Origin of the sequence: Flavobacterium bizetiae (assembly GCF_024271895.1) — a bacterium.
In the GTDB taxonomy this organism is placed as follows: Bacteria; Bacteroidota; Bacteroidia; order Flavobacteriales; family Flavobacteriaceae; genus Flavobacterium; species Flavobacterium bizetiae.
Genome location: NZ_CP091861.1, coordinates 4,914,978 through 4,932,931, shown reverse-complemented (window position 1 = coordinate 4,932,931; position 17,954 = coordinate 4,914,978). Strand labels below are relative to the sequence as shown.

The window sequence follows — 17,954 nt, the reverse complement described above, 5'->3', positions numbered from 1 at the left end:
AACTATAAGAATTTAAGTTTGGTTGGTAAATGGTATAAGCAATGCGAGTTGCTTATGCCATTTCATAAACCAAAATTGTAAATAGAAAAAAAAGAAAAAGAAATGAAAAGTGCTTTAGAAATAAAACCTGATATCAGTTATAAAAGTGCGGGGAAATTTGAAGAAACTCGATTTGAGAAAATTCACAATGAAATCTTCAAAAATTCAGCTGAAGCTTCTGTAATTGTGGCGCAGGAAATTGCGCAATTAATTAGATCTAAACAAGAAAAAGGAAAATCTTGTGTATTGGGTTTAGCAACAGGTTCTTCTCCTATAAAAGTTTATGAAGAATTAGTGAGAATGCACAAAGAAGAAGGCTTGAGCTTTAGCAATGTAATCACTTTCAATCTGGATGAATATTATCCAATGAGCAAAGAGAACAATCAAAGCTATCATTATTTCATGCACCAGCATCTTTTTAATCATATTGACATCAATCCTGACAATGTTAATATTCCGGATGGAACGGTACATATTGATGAATTAAATCAGTATTGTATTGACTACGAAATGAATATTAAAAACGCCGGTGGACTAGATTTTCAATTATTAGGAATTGGTCGTACAGGTCACGTGGGTTTCAACGAACCGGGATCACACGTCAATTCAGGAACCAGAATTATTACACTGGATCATATTACAAGAGTCGATGCTTCATCAGATTTTAATGGTATCGATAACGTTCCTAAAAGAGCGATCACGATGGGAGTTTCTACTATTTTGAGATCAAAGAGAATCGTACTTATGGCTTGGGGCCAAAACAAAGCCGATATCATCAAGAGAACTATTCAAGGAGATATCAGTTCAGAAGTTCCGGCTACATTTTTACAAAACCATGCTAATGCGACTTTCGTATTAGACCAGTCTGCAGCATCTGAATTAACCCGTTTCAAAACACCTTGGTTGGTTGGAGAATGCATCTGGACACAAGAATTAAAAAGCAAAGCGATTGTTTGGTTGTGTCAAAAAACAAAACAAGCGATATTAAAATTAACAGACCGTGATTACAACAATAACGGAATGTCTGATCTTTTGGCACAAGAAGGTTCTGCTTATGATTTGAACATCAATATGTTCAATGTATTGCAGCATACCATCACAGGATGGCCGGGTGGAAAACCCAATACCGACGATTCTCATCGTCCGGAAAGAGCCAATCCGGCAAAAAAACGAGTGATTCTTTTTAGTCCACATCCTGATGATGATGTGATTTCTATGGGAGGAACTTTTTCAAAATTGATAAAACAAGGTCATGATGTACATGTTGTATATCAAACCTCCGGAAATATAGCTGTTACAGACGACGAAGCTTTGAAATTTGCTGAGGTTGCCAAAGATTTCATTGGTGAAGCAGGTGCGGGCATCAACTTCAAATCAGTAATTGAATTTTTAAACCATAAATCAGAAAACGAAATCGATTCTCTTGAAGTTCGAAAATTAAAAGGATTAATCAGAAGAAGAGAATCTTACGCAGCCACAAGATACATTGGTCTAAAAGATGAAAACACACACTTTTTAGATCTTCCGTTTTACGAAACAGGACAGGTAAAGAAAAATCCGTTAGGCGCTGAAGATATTGCGATTGTAAAAGATATCATTGCCAAAATAAAACCACATCAGGTTTTTGCAGCAGGAGATTTGGCAGATCCACACGGAACACACGAAGTTTGTCTGAACGCGATTTTTGCCGCTATGAAAGAATTAAAACCAGAAAAGTACATGGATGATTGCTGGTTGTGGTTGTACAGAGGAGCGTGGCACGAATGGGACATTCATGAAATTGATATGGCCGTTCCGCTTTCTCCATCAGAAGTACTACTTAAACGTCATGCGATTTTATACCATCAGTCTCAAAAAGACAGGGTAATGTTTCAAGGAAATGATTCTCGAGAATTCTGGGTGAGAGCCGAAGACCGTAACAAAAATACCGCAATTCTATACGATGATTTAGGATTGGCAGAATACGAAGCAATCGAAGCCTTTAAGCGTTTTGATTACTAGAATAACAATTTAAGATTCGGGTGAGAGCGGATCACATTACAAAATTCAGATTGATCTCATAAGGAAAGTGAGGATTCAAAGAGATCATTCTGAGTCTTGTTTCTTATTTATTTAATACTGTTATCTGCGGATAACATCTTTTCAAAAACAGTAAAAAATGAAATATTTATTAGTCCTACTATTAGCAGGTGTAACTTCTAGTGCTCAAATCAAAAAAGAGCAGCTAAATCTTATGCCCTGGCCTCAGAGTGTTGTTTTAAACGACGGAAATTTTGCTTTAAATAAAAATTTTAAAGTAAACATTACCGGAAACCCTAATCCTCGAATTTTTAGTGGAGTAACTCGTTTTTTACGTCGCTTAGATGGTAGAACCGGTATATTTTTCGAACAGGGTTTTATTACGAAATTAAATGAAGTTCCTAACGCTTCACTACAAATCAATTGTACTAAAAGCGGAAAAATTGGATTGTACGAAGACGAAAGTTATCATTTAGATATCAAACAAAACCAGATTACAATAAACGCAACCAACGATTTAGGAGTATTACATGGTCTTGAAACGTTATTACAAATGTTGCAGAACAATAACAACTCATTTTATTTTCCGAGCTCTAAAATTTCAGATTTCCCAAGATTTACCTGGAGAGGTTTAATGATCGATGTTTCGAGACATTTTCAGCCGGTTGATGTGATCAAAAGAAATATCGATGCATTGGCTGCCATGAAAATGAATGTTTTTCACTGGCATTTAGTAGACGATCAGGGATGGAGAATCGAAATGAAAAAACATCGCAAGCTAATTGATGTAGCTTCAGATGGAATGTATTACACACAAGAGGAAATTAAAAATATCGTAAAATACGCTGATGAGCGCGGTATTTTGGTAGTTCCGGAAATAGATGTTCCAGGTCACGGATCTGCAATACTTACGGCTTACCCGGAAATAGGAAGCAAAGTAATTACACTGACAGGTGGAACTTCTGAAAAAAATATTCAGGGTACAGCAATCGCTACCTATGGAATTGAAAGAAATGCGGGTATTTTTTCACCAACATTAGATCCTTCAAATCCTAAAACATATCAATTATTAAGTGAAATTTTTGATGAGGTTTGTCCATTATTCCCAGGCGCTTATTTTCATATCGGGGGAGATGAAAACGAAGGTAAAGACTGGGATGCAAACCCAAAGATTCAGGAATTTATGAAGAAAAACAAGTTAGCAAACAATCATGAATTGCAAACTTATTTTACCATGCAATTAGTGCCAATGCTTAAAAAACATGGCAAACAATTAATGGGATGGGAAGAAATTTTGACAAAAAACATGTCAAAAGATGCTATTATTCACTCGTGGAGAGGTCCTAACGAAGGCGTTATTGCAGGTCAGTCATTGGTTGATGCAGTAAAAAAAGGATATAAAACAGTTTTATCAAACGGATATTATATCGATTTAATGTACCCAATTGCAAGTCATTACCTGAATGACCCAATGCCAAAAGGAGCAAATCTTACTGCCGAAGAAAAAGCAAGAATACTAGGAGGAGAAGCTACAATGTGGACAGAACTTGTAACACCTACAACAATCGATTCAAGACTTTGGCCAAGAACAGCTGCAATTGCAGAAAGACTTTGGTCAGCAGAAGATATTACAGATGTAGCCAATATGCGCAAACGTCTGGATGTAGTTTCTTTTAGATTAGAAGAATTAGGAATAACACACATTCGCAATAAAGATGTGATTTTAAGAAACATCACCAACGATCAAAATATTGCATCGCTATATGAATTTTCGAATGTTTGTGAGCCATTAAAAGGATATACACGTAATAAAGGCGGAACAGAATATCAAATGTATTCTCCGTTTACACTTTTTGCAGATGCCTGTGGTCCGGATGCCAAAGATTCTTTAGCTTTTGATGACGCAGTAGCGCAATATCTGGCAAATAAAACACCGGAAAATAAAGCGAAAGTAGCCGCATTTTTTAATAAATGGATCGCATTAAACAAAGAGTTAGTTGCTTTGAGTGCCAATGCACCTTTGGTACAGCCAATTTTGCCTTTGTCTAAAAAACTGACAGATGCATCGCAGGAATTGTTGCTGGTATTAGATAATAAATCAACTCTAAAAGCAGATGATTTAAAAAGTCTAATCGAGCAATGTAATTCAAAAGATCACGCAGATGTTGAGTTATCAGTATATGCAAGTCTTAAAAAATTAATTTAAAGAGTTTGGTTTGAGTTAGTATTTAGTAAGTTTTGTTACCATGATTATTTAGTAATTTATTTATCTCTACCAGACATTTCTGGTAGAGGTAAATATGGTAAAAGCAACTAGATCAAAGGCATTAAATCAAATAAAAAGTATAGTAACCAAATAAGAATTATTAACATTTAAAACCAAATAAAACAGAATAAAGCAGAAACATGACAAACAAGTAAGTATTAAAATTGATGAACCCCAAATTTATCATTTGCTAACCTAATTTTTTTTTTGATTTAAATAAATATCAATCAGTGCTATCACTAATGATTATGGAAAATCGGTAATAGTAGTATTTATTTTTAGAAGTAATATGAATTAATTCCACTGAGTTGCAATGTTTTCTATTTGCAATTTATTGAAACCCGGTTATTGTTTTTTATGTGCCGCTTTTTGGCGCACAACGAACTGTAATTGGAATATTTATTTTTTTTCTATTAACCAATATTAACTTAATTATGAAACATTATTACAGATTGCTTTTTTTGTTACTGTTTCCCTTACTCGCGTTAGCCCAACCAGCTCACGGAAAAAAGGTAGTAGGGTATTATGCGCAATGGTCTATCTATGCCAGGGATTTTAATATCCCCAAGATCGACGGAAGTAAATTGACGCATTTGAATTATTCTTTTTATGGGACAACTTTTGATCCTGCCCATCCGGAGAATACCAAACTATTATGTTTGGATAGTTATGCTGATTTTGAGCATATGGAAGGCGGAATCCCTTGGGATGCTCCGGTCAAAGGTAACTTTTATGACTTAATGAAGCTTAAGCAAAAGTACCCGCATTTGAAAGTTTTAATTTCTGTTGGAGGATGGACTAAAGGTCAGGATCTTTCTCCAATTGCAGCAAGTCCTGTTGCAAGAGCCGCGTTGGCTGCGGATATGGCAAACTTTATTACCAAATATCCTTTTATTGATGGTTTCGACATCGATTGGGAATATCCTCTTTCCGGAGGAACAGATGGTACTGAAGTAATTAACGGAGCACCAATTCCTCCGCAAAAATACAGCCCGGACGACAACAAAAATTTAGTTTATTTATTGAAAGCAATGCGTCAGGCAATGCCAAACAAACTAGTTACAATTGCTGCCGGAAACAATGTTCGAAATGTATCCAAACAATACTTAGGGCCAAACAACAGAACACAATACGGAATGACAGAAGACATTTCGACTTATTGTGATTACATCACCTATTTTGGCTATGATTTTGGCGGAAATTGGTATGATAAAACATGCTACAATGCCCCTTTATACGCAAGCGGAAACACAAACGATCCGTTGTATGGTGCGGCACAATCAGAATCATTAGACGAATTAACGAATCAATATCTAAATGTTGTTGGTTTTCCTGCCAATAAATTAATCATGGGATTACCTTTCTACGGAAAGAAATTTGATCATGTAGCCAATAACGGAACCAATCCTAATTTACCGGGATTATTCGTTTCAGCTCCAAGAGATATAGTTCCGGGATGTACCAACCCACAAAATCCTATCGGAACCTGGGATGGAGCAGGAGCATGCGAACGTTCAGGAAGTATCGAAATTTGCGATTTAGTAGGGAATCCGGTAACGAATTCTCATGCGTACTTAGATCCAAATACAATGTTAGTGACTCCAAGTGCAGCTTCAGCAGGATGGGTACGTTATTTTGATAACACAACAAAAGTTCCTTATTTATACAATGCCACTTTAAAACAGTTTATCTCTTATGAAGATAAACAATCTATGGATTTAAAAGTGCAGTATATTAAATCGAAAAATCTTGCCGGAGGTATGGTTTGGGAATTATCTCAGGACACCAGAGGTTCTGTTCCTAATTCATTGTTAACTCAGGTTGATACTTCATTTGGAAGCGTAGTTCCGGGAACAGTAAGTATTGCAGGTTCTGTAAAAAACGGAGCAGCTTTAGTTCCGGATGTTACCGTAGAATTGCGTAATGCAAGCAATGTAGTATTGCAAACAGTGGTTTCTACTGGTGGAAATTTCACATTCAATAACCTGACTTCTGGACAAAATTATACACTTACGGCTTTAAAAGCGTCTTATACTTTTGTTCCGGTAACGTTAAATAATGTTACAGTAAATCAAACCGCTGTAATCATAAACGGATCTCAACCGACTTATACCGTTGGTGGAACAGTTCTTGACGGAACAACTCCAGTTTCTGGCGTAACAGTTTCGGCTACATCAGGAACAACAGTTTTAACTGCAGTTTCAAATGCAAGCGGAGTATATAGCGTTGCAGGTTTAACAGCAGGACTTAATTTTACAGTTACAGCTGCAAAATCAGGATTCTCATATACACCGGCTTCTACAGTTTATAATGCAATTGATGCTAACAAAACCTTGAATTTTGTTCAGGGTGCACCAATCGTTAATTATACAGTAAGCGGAACTGTTTTAAGCAATACAACTCCAGTTTCTGGTGTAAACGTTACAGCTTCTTTTACAGGAGGAAGTTATGTAGCAGTTACAAACGCAAGCGGAACTTATTCGCTAAGTTTACCTTCAGGAGGAAATTATACGATAACGGCAGCTTTAACAGGGCAAACGTTTACTCCGGCATCAACAGTTTATTCTAATTTGAATGCCAATAAAACATTAAACCTTACTCAGGATGTTGTCGTAACTCCAACAAATAAAATTAGCGGAACCGTTAAAAACGGAGCCAATTTTGTTTCGGGTGCAAAAGTAGAAATCGTTTTACCTTGGACAGATAATACACATCCATGGAAAAGCGTTATCGCCGTAACAGATGCACAAGGTAAATATAGTTTTGATAATGCCGTTGTAGCAGGATATACAACAATTACCAGCTTAAAACTAAATACCTGGGAAAACGGAGAAGTGGTTTATTTACCAAATAATCTGGCAAATTTCCCAGTTCCGGCAAACCCAACAATTTATAACTTTAGTACCGGTTCTACAGCAAAAGTAGCAGCATTGGCTGTTACCAACCTAATTAGTGGTTCAGTAAAAAACGGAACAACCCCGGTTGCAGGAGCAAAAGTAGAATTAGTGGTGCCTTGGACAGATAATACTCATAACTGGAAAAGTGTTATTGCCACAACAGATGCATCAGGAAATTATGCTTTTGATAATTCAGTTGTAGCAGGTTATACACAGGTTTTAAGTTTAAAATTAAATGGTTGGGAAAACAGTGATGTGACTTATTATCCAAATAACTTAGCCAACTTTGCAATGCCAACAGCTCCAACGGTTTATGATTTTAATAGACAAGCGGTGGTTGCGACTAAACCAGTGGTTAACATTACAGCGCCAACAGCTTCGGCGATAGCTATAAATTTAGGATCAGCGATTAATTTTGTTGCAAGTGTTGGATTAAGTGCTGCTGATGCCACTACAATCTCATCTGTTGTATTTAGTTTAGATGGACAAACCTTGAGTGCTACCAATTCTTCAGGAACTTATACAGCGGTTTGGACACCAGCAGCAAATCAGTTTGGACTGTCTCATACGTTAACCGTTACAGCTACTGCATCAAACGGAACAACAGATTCAAAAACGTATAGTTTTACATTAAGTTGTTCAGGTGCAAACTGCCCTAATTCATTACCTGTAATTACTTGGAGTTCTCCATCGAATACTACTGTATATCAGAATTCTTTCCAGGTTGTGCCAATTTCAGTTACAGCTGTTGATAGTAACGGATCGATTTCAGGTGTTACAATCACCATAAATGGAGGTACATTTAACATGACCGCAGGTACAAACAATACTTATACATATAATTTTACGCCAACTGCTTATCAGGATTATCCAGTTGTAATCAAAGCAACCGATAATCAATCTGGTGTAACTACATTAAACAATACCATTAAAATTGCTCCGGTAGGAACTAATAGATTTATCCCGCTTCCTTCTAAAATTATTTTAGGATACGCACATTCTTGGGAAAATACTGGCGCTCCGTTTTTATATTTCTCTCAAATGGTAGGAAGTAAATTTAACGTAGTCGATTATTCTTTCGTAGAAACCGTTAATCGCGATGGTTATACACCAGTATTAACTACAAATGACACCAGATACTTGACCAATGGAGTTTTCAATAAACAATTGTTGAAAAATGATATAAAATCCTTAAGAGATAGCGGCGTTCCTGTTATTGTTTCTATCGGAGGTCAAAATGGTCATGTTGTTTTAGACAATGTAACTCAAAAAAATATTTTTGTTAACGGTCTAAAAGCAATTATTGACGAGTATCAATTTGATGGAGTTGATATTGATTTTGAAGGTGGATCGATGAATTTTAATGCAGGAGGTTTAAGAGATATCTCGTATGCGGGTATTTCTGCTTATCCAAGATTAAAAAACGTAGTAGATGCTTTCAAAGAATTAAAAGCATATTATGGCCCTGGATTTTTATTAACTGCAGCTCCTGAAACACAATACGTACAAGGAGGATATTCTACCTATACAGATACTTTTGGTTCCTTCCTTCCAATCATTCAAAACCTTCGTAACGAATTAGATTTGTTAGCTGTACAATTGTATAATACAGGAGGAGAAAACGGATTAGATGGTCAATATTATGGTACAGCCAAGAAAGCAAACATGGTAACAGCCCTAACCGATATGGTGATAAAAGGATATAACATTGGTACAACAGGAATGCATTTTGATGGTTTACCGGCTTCAAAAGTTCTTATTGCATTACCAGCTTGTCCAAGCGCCGCAGGTAGTGGTTATTTAACACCGGCAGAAGGAATTAGTGCTATGAATTATTTAAGAACCGGAACCACATTTGCAGGAAGAACATACACTATGCAGCCAGGCGGACCATATCCTTCTTTAAGAGGTTTAATGACCTGGTCTGTAAACTGGGATGCCTCTTCTTGTGGTAATTCATCTGAATTGTCTAAAGCCTACGCCGCTTATTTTGCTTCGCAATCAACAGCAAAACAATTGTCAGTAGCTCCTATCGAAGCAAATAATGCCACAGTTGCTTATTTCAAAAACGATGCATTATCAGTTACGAATGATGATCAGGATATCGCTCAGGTAGATGTTTTCAATACCATCGGGCAATTATTAATAAGTCATAGAAACATTCAGAATAACAAAGAAGTACTGCTTCAAAATTATAGCTTTTCAACAAAACAAATATTTGTAGTTATAGTAACAGACAGAGCAGGAAACAAAAAATCACTGAAAGTAATGAACTTTTTAAATTAGAATTAAAAGAATAAAAAATTAGAAATAAAAAAATTAGGACGGTTAAAATTGAGTTTGGTTATTTATTTTTTAATCCAGTTTTTATTTCGAAAAATGTGCGAATTGAGGTAATTTGTTATTTGGTTTTTACCTCAAGTAGCGCATTATGAACCTGGCAATTATGTTGCCAGGTTTTTTTTGTTTTTATACTAATAAAAAACTGAATCTATAATAGTTGTAATTTTTTTTTAGCAGTATTTTGCATTCAAATTTAATTCTTCCAAAAATATGAAAAACAGCTTTTCTAGTTTAAAATATATTTTCTGTATTATGGGTGTAGTGATATGGGTACAAGCCTTTTACATTTATCAGAAAGACAGAGTTTTTACAGAAAAAGCAAAGCTTGCATCAGGTAAAGTTTTAAGAAGCTCAGCAAATGATAGAACTCTTGTGTCTTTTGTCACTACAGAAGGTAAGCAAATTAAATTTTCATCTCATACAGGTAATAATCCATCAGGCTTCACCGAAGGCGAAAGTGTTGAAGTTTTGTACGATCCCGCGAATCCCAATAATGCTAGAATCAATGATTTTTATATTCTGTATTTAGGAGTAACTGTTTTAGGATTTATAGGCGCAGTTTTCTTTTTTACAGGTTTCTCGTTTTTTCGATCTGATCGTTCCAAACAAAAGAAAACAGATTTTTTACAGCAAGGCGGTAAAAGTATTACCACAAAATTTATCGATGTTCAGGTCGATTTAGGCGTATCATTCAATGATAGCAATCCTTATTTTATCTGCACAGAATGGCTCGACCCAAAAACCAACAAAATCCTTTTTTTTGAAAGCGACGATATCTGGTTCGATCCAACAGAATTTATAAAAACTGATGAAATTAAGGTGTTGATTGATCCAAATAATACCAAAAAATATACCATGGATATTTCTTTTTTACCTGTTAAATAATGAACTAAAAGGAGAATGATTTTTTTAGGAGCTATTTCCTGCTATCCGTTCCAATCTTTTCCTGGCTAAAGAAGCCAGAAAAAGGATTTCCACTTCTATCAGGGCTAGGACATTCGGTTTCATAATAAAGATATGAATATTCAAGTCTCGCTTTTCAGGCTGAGCGCAGTCGAAGGCCTACCAATTAGAATGTGGGCTTCGACTCCGCTCAGCCTGACAAAAAAGCAAATAAAATCCGTAAAAATCTGCGTTTTCGCGAAGCGAATCCGCGTCATCCGCGTGCCATTTTTCCTTATTTCCAAAAGACAAAATAAAAAAAATCCGCGTTTTCGCGATAGCGAATCCGTGTCATCCGCGTACCATTTCTCCACAATTAAACCCAAATTAAAAACTATTTTAAGTACTTTTGACTTTAGAATAATTGCATAAAAACTTCATGAAGAAATCCATCACCATTATAATCACATTTTTATTTTTCACTTTTTCCTTCGCCCAAAATAAATTCGGAAACCCTGAAGTCGATCCCGTTCAAATTCAAAAAACATACACAGATTGGTCAGCCTATCAAAGCAAAAAAATAATGCTTTCCAGAGATTTTGTATCATTAGATTCAAATTCAAAAGAAATTTCAAAAGAATCATTTCTGGACCAATTGGCAAACGGAAACTACATCCCAATCCAATTAAAATCAGACGATGCAGTTTATTATTATAAACTATTCAAAATTCAGCCCAAATCAGATACCAGCATAAAAGCCACCATAAATCAGATAGGTTTTGACGCCCTAAAAAACTACAAGATGGAAGGATCTGCTTTTCCTTCATTTTCATTTAAAGATTTAAACGGAAATCTCGTAACCAACGAATCAATGAAAGGAAAAATCATTGTGATAAAATGTTGGTATATCCATTGCACGCCATGCATAAGAGAATTTCCACAAGTAAATAAACTAACAGAAGAGTATAAAGACCGACAAGATATCCTCTTCATAAGTCTCGCCGAAGATTCACCAGAACAGTTAAAAGCATTCTTAGCCAGAAAACCTTTGGCATATTCGGTTATTCCAAATATGAAGGAATATATGAACGAAGCTTTGCAACTCAATTCATTCCCAACACATTTTATTTTAAACAAAGAAGGAATGATTGCAAAAGTGTTACCTAATTTCGAAAGTTTAGAAGTAGCGTTGGAGAAAGAAAGCAAATTGTAGTTTGTTTTTAAACCATATAAGTGATATAAGATATTATAAGTTTAGTGAAATTTGCACGCAATACAGATAGTTATCGGCAGCAAAGACACAAAGTTTTTCGTCTTTTGAGGTTAGTAAGTTTCGTTTAAATGAACTTATATAACTTATATGGTAGAAAATTTTCACACAAAATATGTTTTCTTCTCGCCTCTGCGTCTTTGCGAGAGAAATGATTGTTTATGTAAAAAAACTTAGTCCCTTAGCACCTTTGCAACTCTGAACCTTTTTTACTACTTTTGCACCAAATTAATTAAAAAGACATTCATGTTAACAGTCAATAATTTATCAGTTCAATTTGGCAAACGAATTTTGTTTGACGAAGTAAATACCACATTCACACACGGAAATATTTATGGAGTTATTGGAGCCAATGGTGCTGGAAAATCTACTTTTCTAAAAATCATTTCGGGCGACATCGATCCAACTTCTGGTCATATCCATTTAGAACCAGGAAAACGTATGTCGGTTTTAAACCAAAATCACAACATGTTCGATGAGCATACGGTTTTGGAAACTGTTTTGATGGGAAATAAAGTTTTGTATGCTGTTAAAAAAGAAATGGATGAACTTTATTTAGACTACAACGACAAAAACGCAGACAGAATTGGTGAACTTCAGGTTCAGTTTGAAGAAATGAACGGATGGAATGCAGATTCTGATGCCGCATCGATGTTGTCTAACTTAGGAATTACAGAAGAGCATCATTATACATTAATGGGAGATCTAGAGGGAAAAATAAAAGTACGTGTCCTTTTGGCACAAGCACTTTTTGGAAACCCTGATTTGCTTATTATGGATGAGCCTACCAACGACCTGGATTTTGAAACGATCGCCTGGTTAGAAAATTTCTTAGCAAACTACGAAAACACCGTAATCGTTGTATCTCACGACCGTCACTTTTTAGATGCCGTTTGTACACATATTTCTGATATCGATTTTGGAAAAATCAATCATTATTCAGGAAACTATACTTTCTGGTACGAGTCTAGCCAATTGGCAGCAAAACAACGTGCTCAGCAAAACAAAAAAGCTGAAGAGAAGAAACAGGAATTAGAAGAATTTATTCGTCGTTTTAGCGCGAACGTTGCAAAGTCGAAACAAGCAACATCTCGTAAAAAAATGATTTCTAAATTAAATATCTCTGAAATCAAACCATCTAGCCGTCGTTATCCAGCGATTATCTTTGATCAGGATCGTGAAGCGGGAGATCAGATTTTGAATGTAGAAGGTTTAGCCGCATCTATAGATGGAGATCTTTTGTTTAAAGGTGTTGATTTAAATATGGCAAAAGGCGATAAAATCGTTCTTTTCTCTAAAGATTCACGTGCTACAACAGCATTCTACGAAATCTTAAACAATCAGCAAAAAGCAGATGCAGGAACTTTCGATTGGGGAATTACAACGAATCAGGCTTATTTACCTGCTGAAAACCATTCATTCTTCGAGAACGATTTAACATTAGTAGATTGGTTACGTCAATACGCAAAAACAGAAGAAGAGCGTGACGAAGTATTTATTAGAGGATTCTTAGGGAAAATGATTTTCTCGGGAGAAGAAGCTTTAAAAACAAGCCGTGTATTATCAGGAGGAGAAAAAGTACGTTGTATGCTTTCTAGAATGATGATGGAACGTGCTAATATCTTAATGCTTGACGAACCAACAAATCACTTAGATTTGGAGTCTATTACAGCTTTCAATAACTCATTAAAAAACTTCAAAGGATCTGTAATTTTCACAACGCATGACCACGAGTTTGCACAAACTGTTGGTAATAGAGTAGTAGAGCTTACACCAAACGGAGCAATCGATCGTTACATGACGTTTGATGAATATCTTGACGACGAAAAAGTTCAGGAATTAAGAACAAAAATGTACGCTAAATAAAAACATAGCTTTTAGATAAAAAGAAATCCCGTTCATCATAAAGTGAACGGGATTTTTTTATGTCTTATTTTTTACCACCAAAAAGTTTAGCGAATATAAAGATGATTATTGCAACAATAAAAATTACAATAAAGATCCCGAATCCCATTCCGGCTTTAAAAATGTCTCCAATAACTTCGCAACTTGTAAATGAAAATAGTATTACGAATACCATTAACAAACGTGTAATGTTCTTTTGCATGATTTTGCTGTTTTTAGTTGTTTTAAAAAGAATCTACTATTCTAATTATCGTAGATTAAAATTACTTCAAACCACAAAAAAATGTGTTATATAATTTGGTTCAAAAGTTCTATGATTTTGCGCTGTGACTTAATTGCTTAATTTTCTGTTACCTTAAACCAGGGAATTTCGAATCGGCCTTTCTTAAAATAAATAGTTACTTTTTCGTTATACTCTAATCTGTCATATAAATCTTTTGGAACAGAAACTTCTTTATTTTCTTTCTCAGTTCCCCAAGGTGTTAACTGAATATAATAGGTTGTTGTCTTGCCAGTAGTAACGCGCTTACTTAAAACACTGGCGTTGTATAATGTAGGTTCTGACTTATCGTATACACAATTTAAGGTTACAACTGCGCCGTAACTATAGGCATATATAAAAATGGCCAGTCCTAAAATTGTGAAATTGGCTTTAAAATTATTTTTTGTAAATTCTTTATTTCCACTATATAAAACAGTTAAATACGCTAAGAGAATAACAATTGACGGAAGCCATAGTTTTGAATAATCATAAATATGAAAATCTAATAAAGCTCTTAGGGAAAGTCCTATTGAAGAGGAAAAAATAGCCCAGAAAATGGTAGGATATGTTTTGGCTTTTTGTTCATCTACTCTAATTAATCCTTTGTAATATTTTAAAATTATCAGACAAATAATTGGAAATGCGATCGATGCAAGAATGGCATATTCATAAGGAGTTGGAAAAAATAAAGTCCAGCCTGCAATTAATCCGCCAGCCCAATTTAAGATTTTAGAAGTTCGAAAAGCTTTTGCCAAATTCGCTTCCCTTTCTTGAGTATTGATTCCAAATTCCTGATTTTTTAATATTTCTTCTTTTTCTATCTTGGCCTGCAGTACGTCGAGATCAGAATAATTAGTAGATAACCATTCTTTAATTCCGTTTGTATGGGCGAAATAGGTACTTATTTTTATTCGTTTTTTATTCTCATCTTTTGATTCGATAAAAAGGAATTTATCCGTTACTCTATATCCTTTAATTTCATTCAGCATTAATTCCTTTGTTGAGAAAGCACCAACCGAAAATATTCTGTTTTTATCGATTACAAATTTCCCTTTATAAGTATCGATTACTGCAATAACCACTATTGAAATTATAGCGATTGACATTAGAGCTAAAAACCAATATAAATCAGGAGTTACTTCATTTTCCATTCCAGGCATTAAGGGCAAAAATAAAACAAACACGAAAGGCGTAATAAACAATGCAGCTAAAATGTATATAAAAATGGCCCAGCCTTTAGCTATTTTGTATTCTTTCATTTTATTGAATATTTTTTGTGAAGATTGACAAGAAACAAATCACGGCTAAAATCTTTTACCATTTCAGATCTCTCGCCTTTTTTTAATTGTTTTATCATTATAGTTTTAAAAAATAAATTAATTCTTAGTTAGAAATGCTCCAGCGGAGCATAATATTTATAGCAAATTAAAGTTTTAGAACCCGATAAAGCTCCAGCGGAGCGACATTTAATTACTATACATCACCTCGTTGGGGTTCTTTAAATAATCTAAAACTCTGTTATAAATATAACGTCCCGCTGGGACTATTATAATGATGAATAGAAATTAGGATACCATTTCAATCAACTGAATTTTATTCCCGCATGTATCATCTAAAATCGCAATTTTTACATTTCCCATTTCAGTTGGTTTCATGCTAAATTCAACGTCCAACTGAATTAACCTTTCATATTCTTCCTGAAGATCATCAACGTTAAATTGCGTGTACGGAATTGCGGCTTCAAACAATGCCTTTTGATATGTTTTTGATGGCTCAAAATGATTCGGTGATGGTTCTAACAAAATTTCAACTCCGTCAGGTTCCTCTTTAGAAACTACCGTTAACCATCTGTTATTTTCGCCTAATGGCACATCATGTTTTTTTATAAAACCCAATTTTTTAGTATAAAATTGTAATGCCTTTTCCTGATCCTGAACAGGAATTCCTATGACTTTTACTTTCATTTTGTTTGGTTTTAAAATTGATTGGTGAAAAATATTAAAAAATTGTTTTTTAAACACTTATTCTAATGAGATTTTATCCATTCAAATAATTTAATAAAGGGTTAAATGTACTACAAACCCTCAAAAATATATAAAATAAATGATTTAGCAATTTACTGATAACAGCTTATTATTTGATTAATAACGTTTGCTGAATTTATCTGATAATAATTGAAAATTAGCGTTTTAAATACTTTATAATTGAGAATTTCGATTGTTAATTTTCATCAAATAAAATTATATTTGAGAGTATAACTATCAAATTAAACCTTAAAATAACTATGTCAGAAAATACTTTTAATTTAAAAGCACCTCGTATAGAGGTGGTAGATGCATTGCGTGGTTTGGCTATAATGGCCATCATGTTACTTCATAATTTAGAACATTTCGATTTTTATTATTTTCCGGAATATTTACCAGAACCCATCAAAGTATTAGATAAAATAATTTGGGAAACCTTGTTCTTTCTTTTTGCCGGAAAATCGTATGCTATTTTTTCTCTTCTTTTTGGATTTAGCTTTTTTATCCAAAATGACAATCAGGCTAAAAAAGGAAATGATTTTACGGGAAGATTTATTTGGAGGCTTGCTATATTATTTGTTTTCGGACTCATCAATACCATGTTTTTTTCAGGTGATATATTAATGATTTACGCCGTTTTTGGTTTAATATTAATTCCGGTTCGTAATTTAAAAACAAGTTATGTATTGATAATTGCTACTTTTTTATTGGCTTTGCCTATGGAATGGTTTAATTTCTTTAATATTCTTTTTAATCCTGATTATGTTATACCTGCTAATATTTCAAATGCATATTATGCGAATATGCAATTGTATTTTAACGGAAATTCGTTTGTAGATCATGTAGTAGGGAATGTGTCAGTAGGCAGATGGGCATCGGTATTTTGGTCTTGGGAAAACGGAAGATTTTTTCAGGCTCCCGCTTTATTCATGTTCGGATTGGTTGTAGGTCGAAAACAACTTTTTGTTTCTTCTCCGGCCAGTTTTGCCTTTTGGAAAAAAGCCTTATTATTTGCAATTCTGTTATTCATTCCGCTTTTTACATTTAAGAGCTTTATCCCGGAAATTGTAGCCAATAAAGATTTGCAAAATAGTTTATTGGTAATTTTTACTTCCTGGTCGAATGTTGCCTTTATGGTTATTTTGGTAAGTTCTTTTGTATTGTTGTATCAAAAAGAAGCCGTAAATAAAGTATTGTCAAAACTGATTCCTTTCGGGAAAATGAGTCTGACAAGTTATTTTACTCAATCTATTTTAGGATCGTTTATTTACTATCGTTTTGGTTTAGGACTTTATCAATATACCGGCGCAACTTTTAGTTTATTAATTGGTATTACGCTGTTTTTATTGCAACTAGGATTTTGTACCTGGTGGCTAAAAACACATAAACAAGGACCATTAGAATATATCTGGCACAAAGCAACCTGGATCTCTTTTAAGAAAGAGAAAAAGCCTGTGATTATATAAAATTTAATTGGATTGAATGATAAAAAAAACAGCACGGAAATTATTTCTCGTGCTGTTTTTATGTTTTTAATAGTTGATTTTTCTGCCATACTCACTTTTTATATCTTTCAATTGCAATTCCCTACAATTATCTAAAGTTAGAAAATGAATTGATTTTGATGCTTTTCCTGTTTGATATTCTTTTAATAAATCTTTCCATATAACGGGATAAAATACACCTAGAGAAAAGAATATTAAGCAAGGAAAAGTAAGATTGCCATTCCCTATAAGATAAGCTTGCATTCTGATTTCATCTTTCATTGTCATTTCATAATCTAAAATGATGTGTTTTAGATCATGATTTTCAAATTTCGGAATCAATCTATACTTTTTATTGTCAAGCATTTCCGCAACTTCACGTCCAACAGTTCCAAGTTGTAAAGTTCTTAAATGATTTAATTTTGGAGCTAAATAATCCTTTCCATGAATAAGTTCTAAAAGCCAAATAATTCCTCCAGTGATTTTTAGATATTTTAATTGTCTAAAAGCGTTTGTCATGTAAGATTTATTCGTTTTGTGGGTAGAGAAAGATTTTTTGTAAG

11 protein-coding genes are annotated in these 17,954 nt (G+C 34.2%); 7 read left to right on the top strand and 4 right to left on the bottom strand.

Annotated features, from left to right (window positions below; all coding sequences use genetic code 11):
* Positions 1-102: 102 nt before the first annotated feature.
* The 6 genes from nagB to L0669_RS20280 all read left to right on the top strand — a co-directional run bounded on the left by nagB (position 103) and on the right by L0669_RS20280 (position 13,582).
* The gene (nagB, locus tag L0669_RS20305; RefSeq protein WP_263759709.1) at positions 103-2,040 is read left to right on the top strand and encodes a glucosamine-6-phosphate deaminase; all 1,938 of its coding nucleotides are present in this window, start codon (positions 103-105) and stop codon (positions 2,038-2,040) included.
* 157 nt (positions 2,041-2,197) lie between these two features.
* Entirely contained in the window at positions 2,198-4,264 is a 2,067-nt protein-coding gene (locus tag L0669_RS20300) for a beta-N-acetylhexosaminidase (protein ID WP_263759708.1), read from the top strand.
* A 494-nt stretch (positions 4,265-4,758) separates the two neighbouring features.
* Positions 4,759-9,507 carry a T9SS-translocated chitinase ChiA gene (gene chiA / locus L0669_RS20295; protein ID WP_263759706.1) on the top strand — a complete coding sequence of 1,583 codons (4,749 nt, stop codon included), beginning with the start codon at positions 4,759-4,761 and terminating at the stop codon, positions 9,505-9,507.
* Positions 9,508-9,774: 267 nt separating this feature from the next.
* On the top strand, positions 9,775-10,449 hold the full coding sequence (locus tag L0669_RS20290; protein ID WP_263759705.1) for a DUF3592 domain-containing protein: 675 nt from the start codon (positions 9,775-9,777) through the stop codon (positions 10,447-10,449).
* A 436-nt stretch (positions 10,450-10,885) separates the two neighbouring features.
* Positions 10,886-11,659: a TlpA family protein disulfide reductase gene (locus tag L0669_RS20285; protein ID WP_263759704.1), complete on the top strand. Its 774-nt coding sequence runs from the start codon at positions 10,886-10,888 to the stop codon at positions 11,657-11,659.
* Positions 11,660-11,962: 303 nt separating this feature from the next.
* Complete coding sequence (locus L0669_RS20280; RefSeq protein WP_173969673.1) at positions 11,963-13,582, top strand: ABC-F family ATP-binding cassette domain-containing protein; 1,620 nt, start codon at positions 11,963-11,965, stop codon at positions 13,580-13,582.
* Between the two features lie 64 nt (positions 13,583-13,646).
* On the opposite strand, the gene L0669_RS20275 is transcribed toward L0669_RS20280, so the two are convergent.
* From L0669_RS20275 to L0669_RS20265, 3 genes are all read right to left on the bottom strand, one after another.
* Complete coding sequence (locus L0669_RS20275) at positions 13,647-13,823, bottom strand: hypothetical protein (protein ID WP_173969674.1); 177 nt, start codon at positions 13,821-13,823, stop codon at positions 13,647-13,649.
* Between the two features lie 137 nt (positions 13,824-13,960).
* The gene (locus L0669_RS20270; RefSeq protein ID WP_263759703.1) at positions 13,961-15,142 is read right to left on the bottom strand and encodes a hypothetical protein; all 1,182 of its coding nucleotides are present in this window, start codon (positions 15,140-15,142) and stop codon (positions 13,961-13,963) included.
* A gap of 306 nt (positions 15,143-15,448) precedes the next feature.
* Positions 15,449-15,847 (bottom strand): VOC family protein, encoded by a 399-nt coding sequence (locus L0669_RS20265; protein WP_263759702.1) that lies wholly within the window; start codon positions 15,845-15,847, stop codon positions 15,449-15,451.
* A gap of 320 nt (positions 15,848-16,167) precedes the next feature.
* Between L0669_RS20265 and L0669_RS20260 the strand changes: the two genes are divergently transcribed.
* Complete coding sequence (locus L0669_RS20260) at positions 16,168-17,373, top strand: DUF418 domain-containing protein (protein ID WP_263759701.1); 1,206 nt, start codon at positions 16,168-16,170, stop codon at positions 17,371-17,373.
* A gap of 66 nt (positions 17,374-17,439) precedes the next feature.
* Here L0669_RS20260 and L0669_RS20255 read toward each other — a convergent pair whose 3' ends face one another.
* Positions 17,440-17,910, bottom strand: a complete 471-nt coding sequence (locus L0669_RS20255) for a hypothetical protein (RefSeq protein ID WP_263759700.1) — start codon at positions 17,908-17,910, stop codon at positions 17,440-17,442.
* Between the last annotated feature and the right edge of the window lie 44 nt (positions 17,911-17,954).

Coding starts and splice junctions, on each gene's coding strand:
- nagB (WP_263759709.1), top strand. CDS start 103: ATGAAAAGTGCTTTAGAAATAAAACCTGATATCAGTTATAAAAGTGCG.
- L0669_RS20300 (WP_263759708.1), top strand. CDS start 2,198: ATGAAATATTTATTAGTCCTACTATTAGCAGGTGTAACTTCTAGTGCT.
- chiA (WP_263759706.1), top strand. CDS start 4,759: ATGAAACATTATTACAGATTGCTTTTTTTGTTACTGTTTCCCTTACTC.
- L0669_RS20290 (WP_263759705.1), top strand. CDS start 9,775: ATGAAAAACAGCTTTTCTAGTTTAAAATATATTTTCTGTATTATGGGT.
- L0669_RS20285 (WP_263759704.1), top strand. CDS start 10,886: ATGAAGAAATCCATCACCATTATAATCACATTTTTATTTTTCACTTTT.
- L0669_RS20280 (WP_173969673.1), top strand. CDS start 11,963: ATGTTAACAGTCAATAATTTATCAGTTCAATTTGGCAAACGAATTTTG.
- L0669_RS20275 (WP_173969674.1), bottom strand. CDS start 13,823: ATGCAAAAGAACATTACACGTTTGTTAATGGTATTCGTAATACTATTT.
- L0669_RS20270 (WP_263759703.1), bottom strand. CDS start 15,142: ATGAAAGAATACAAAATAGCTAAAGGCTGGGCCATTTTTATATACATT.
- L0669_RS20265 (WP_263759702.1), bottom strand. CDS start 15,847: ATGAAAGTAAAAGTCATAGGAATTCCTGTTCAGGATCAGGAAAAGGCA.
- L0669_RS20260 (WP_263759701.1), top strand. CDS start 16,168: ATGTCAGAAAATACTTTTAATTTAAAAGCACCTCGTATAGAGGTGGTA.
- L0669_RS20255 (WP_263759700.1), bottom strand. CDS start 17,910: ATGACAAACGCTTTTAGACAATTAAAATATCTAAAAATCACTGGAGGA.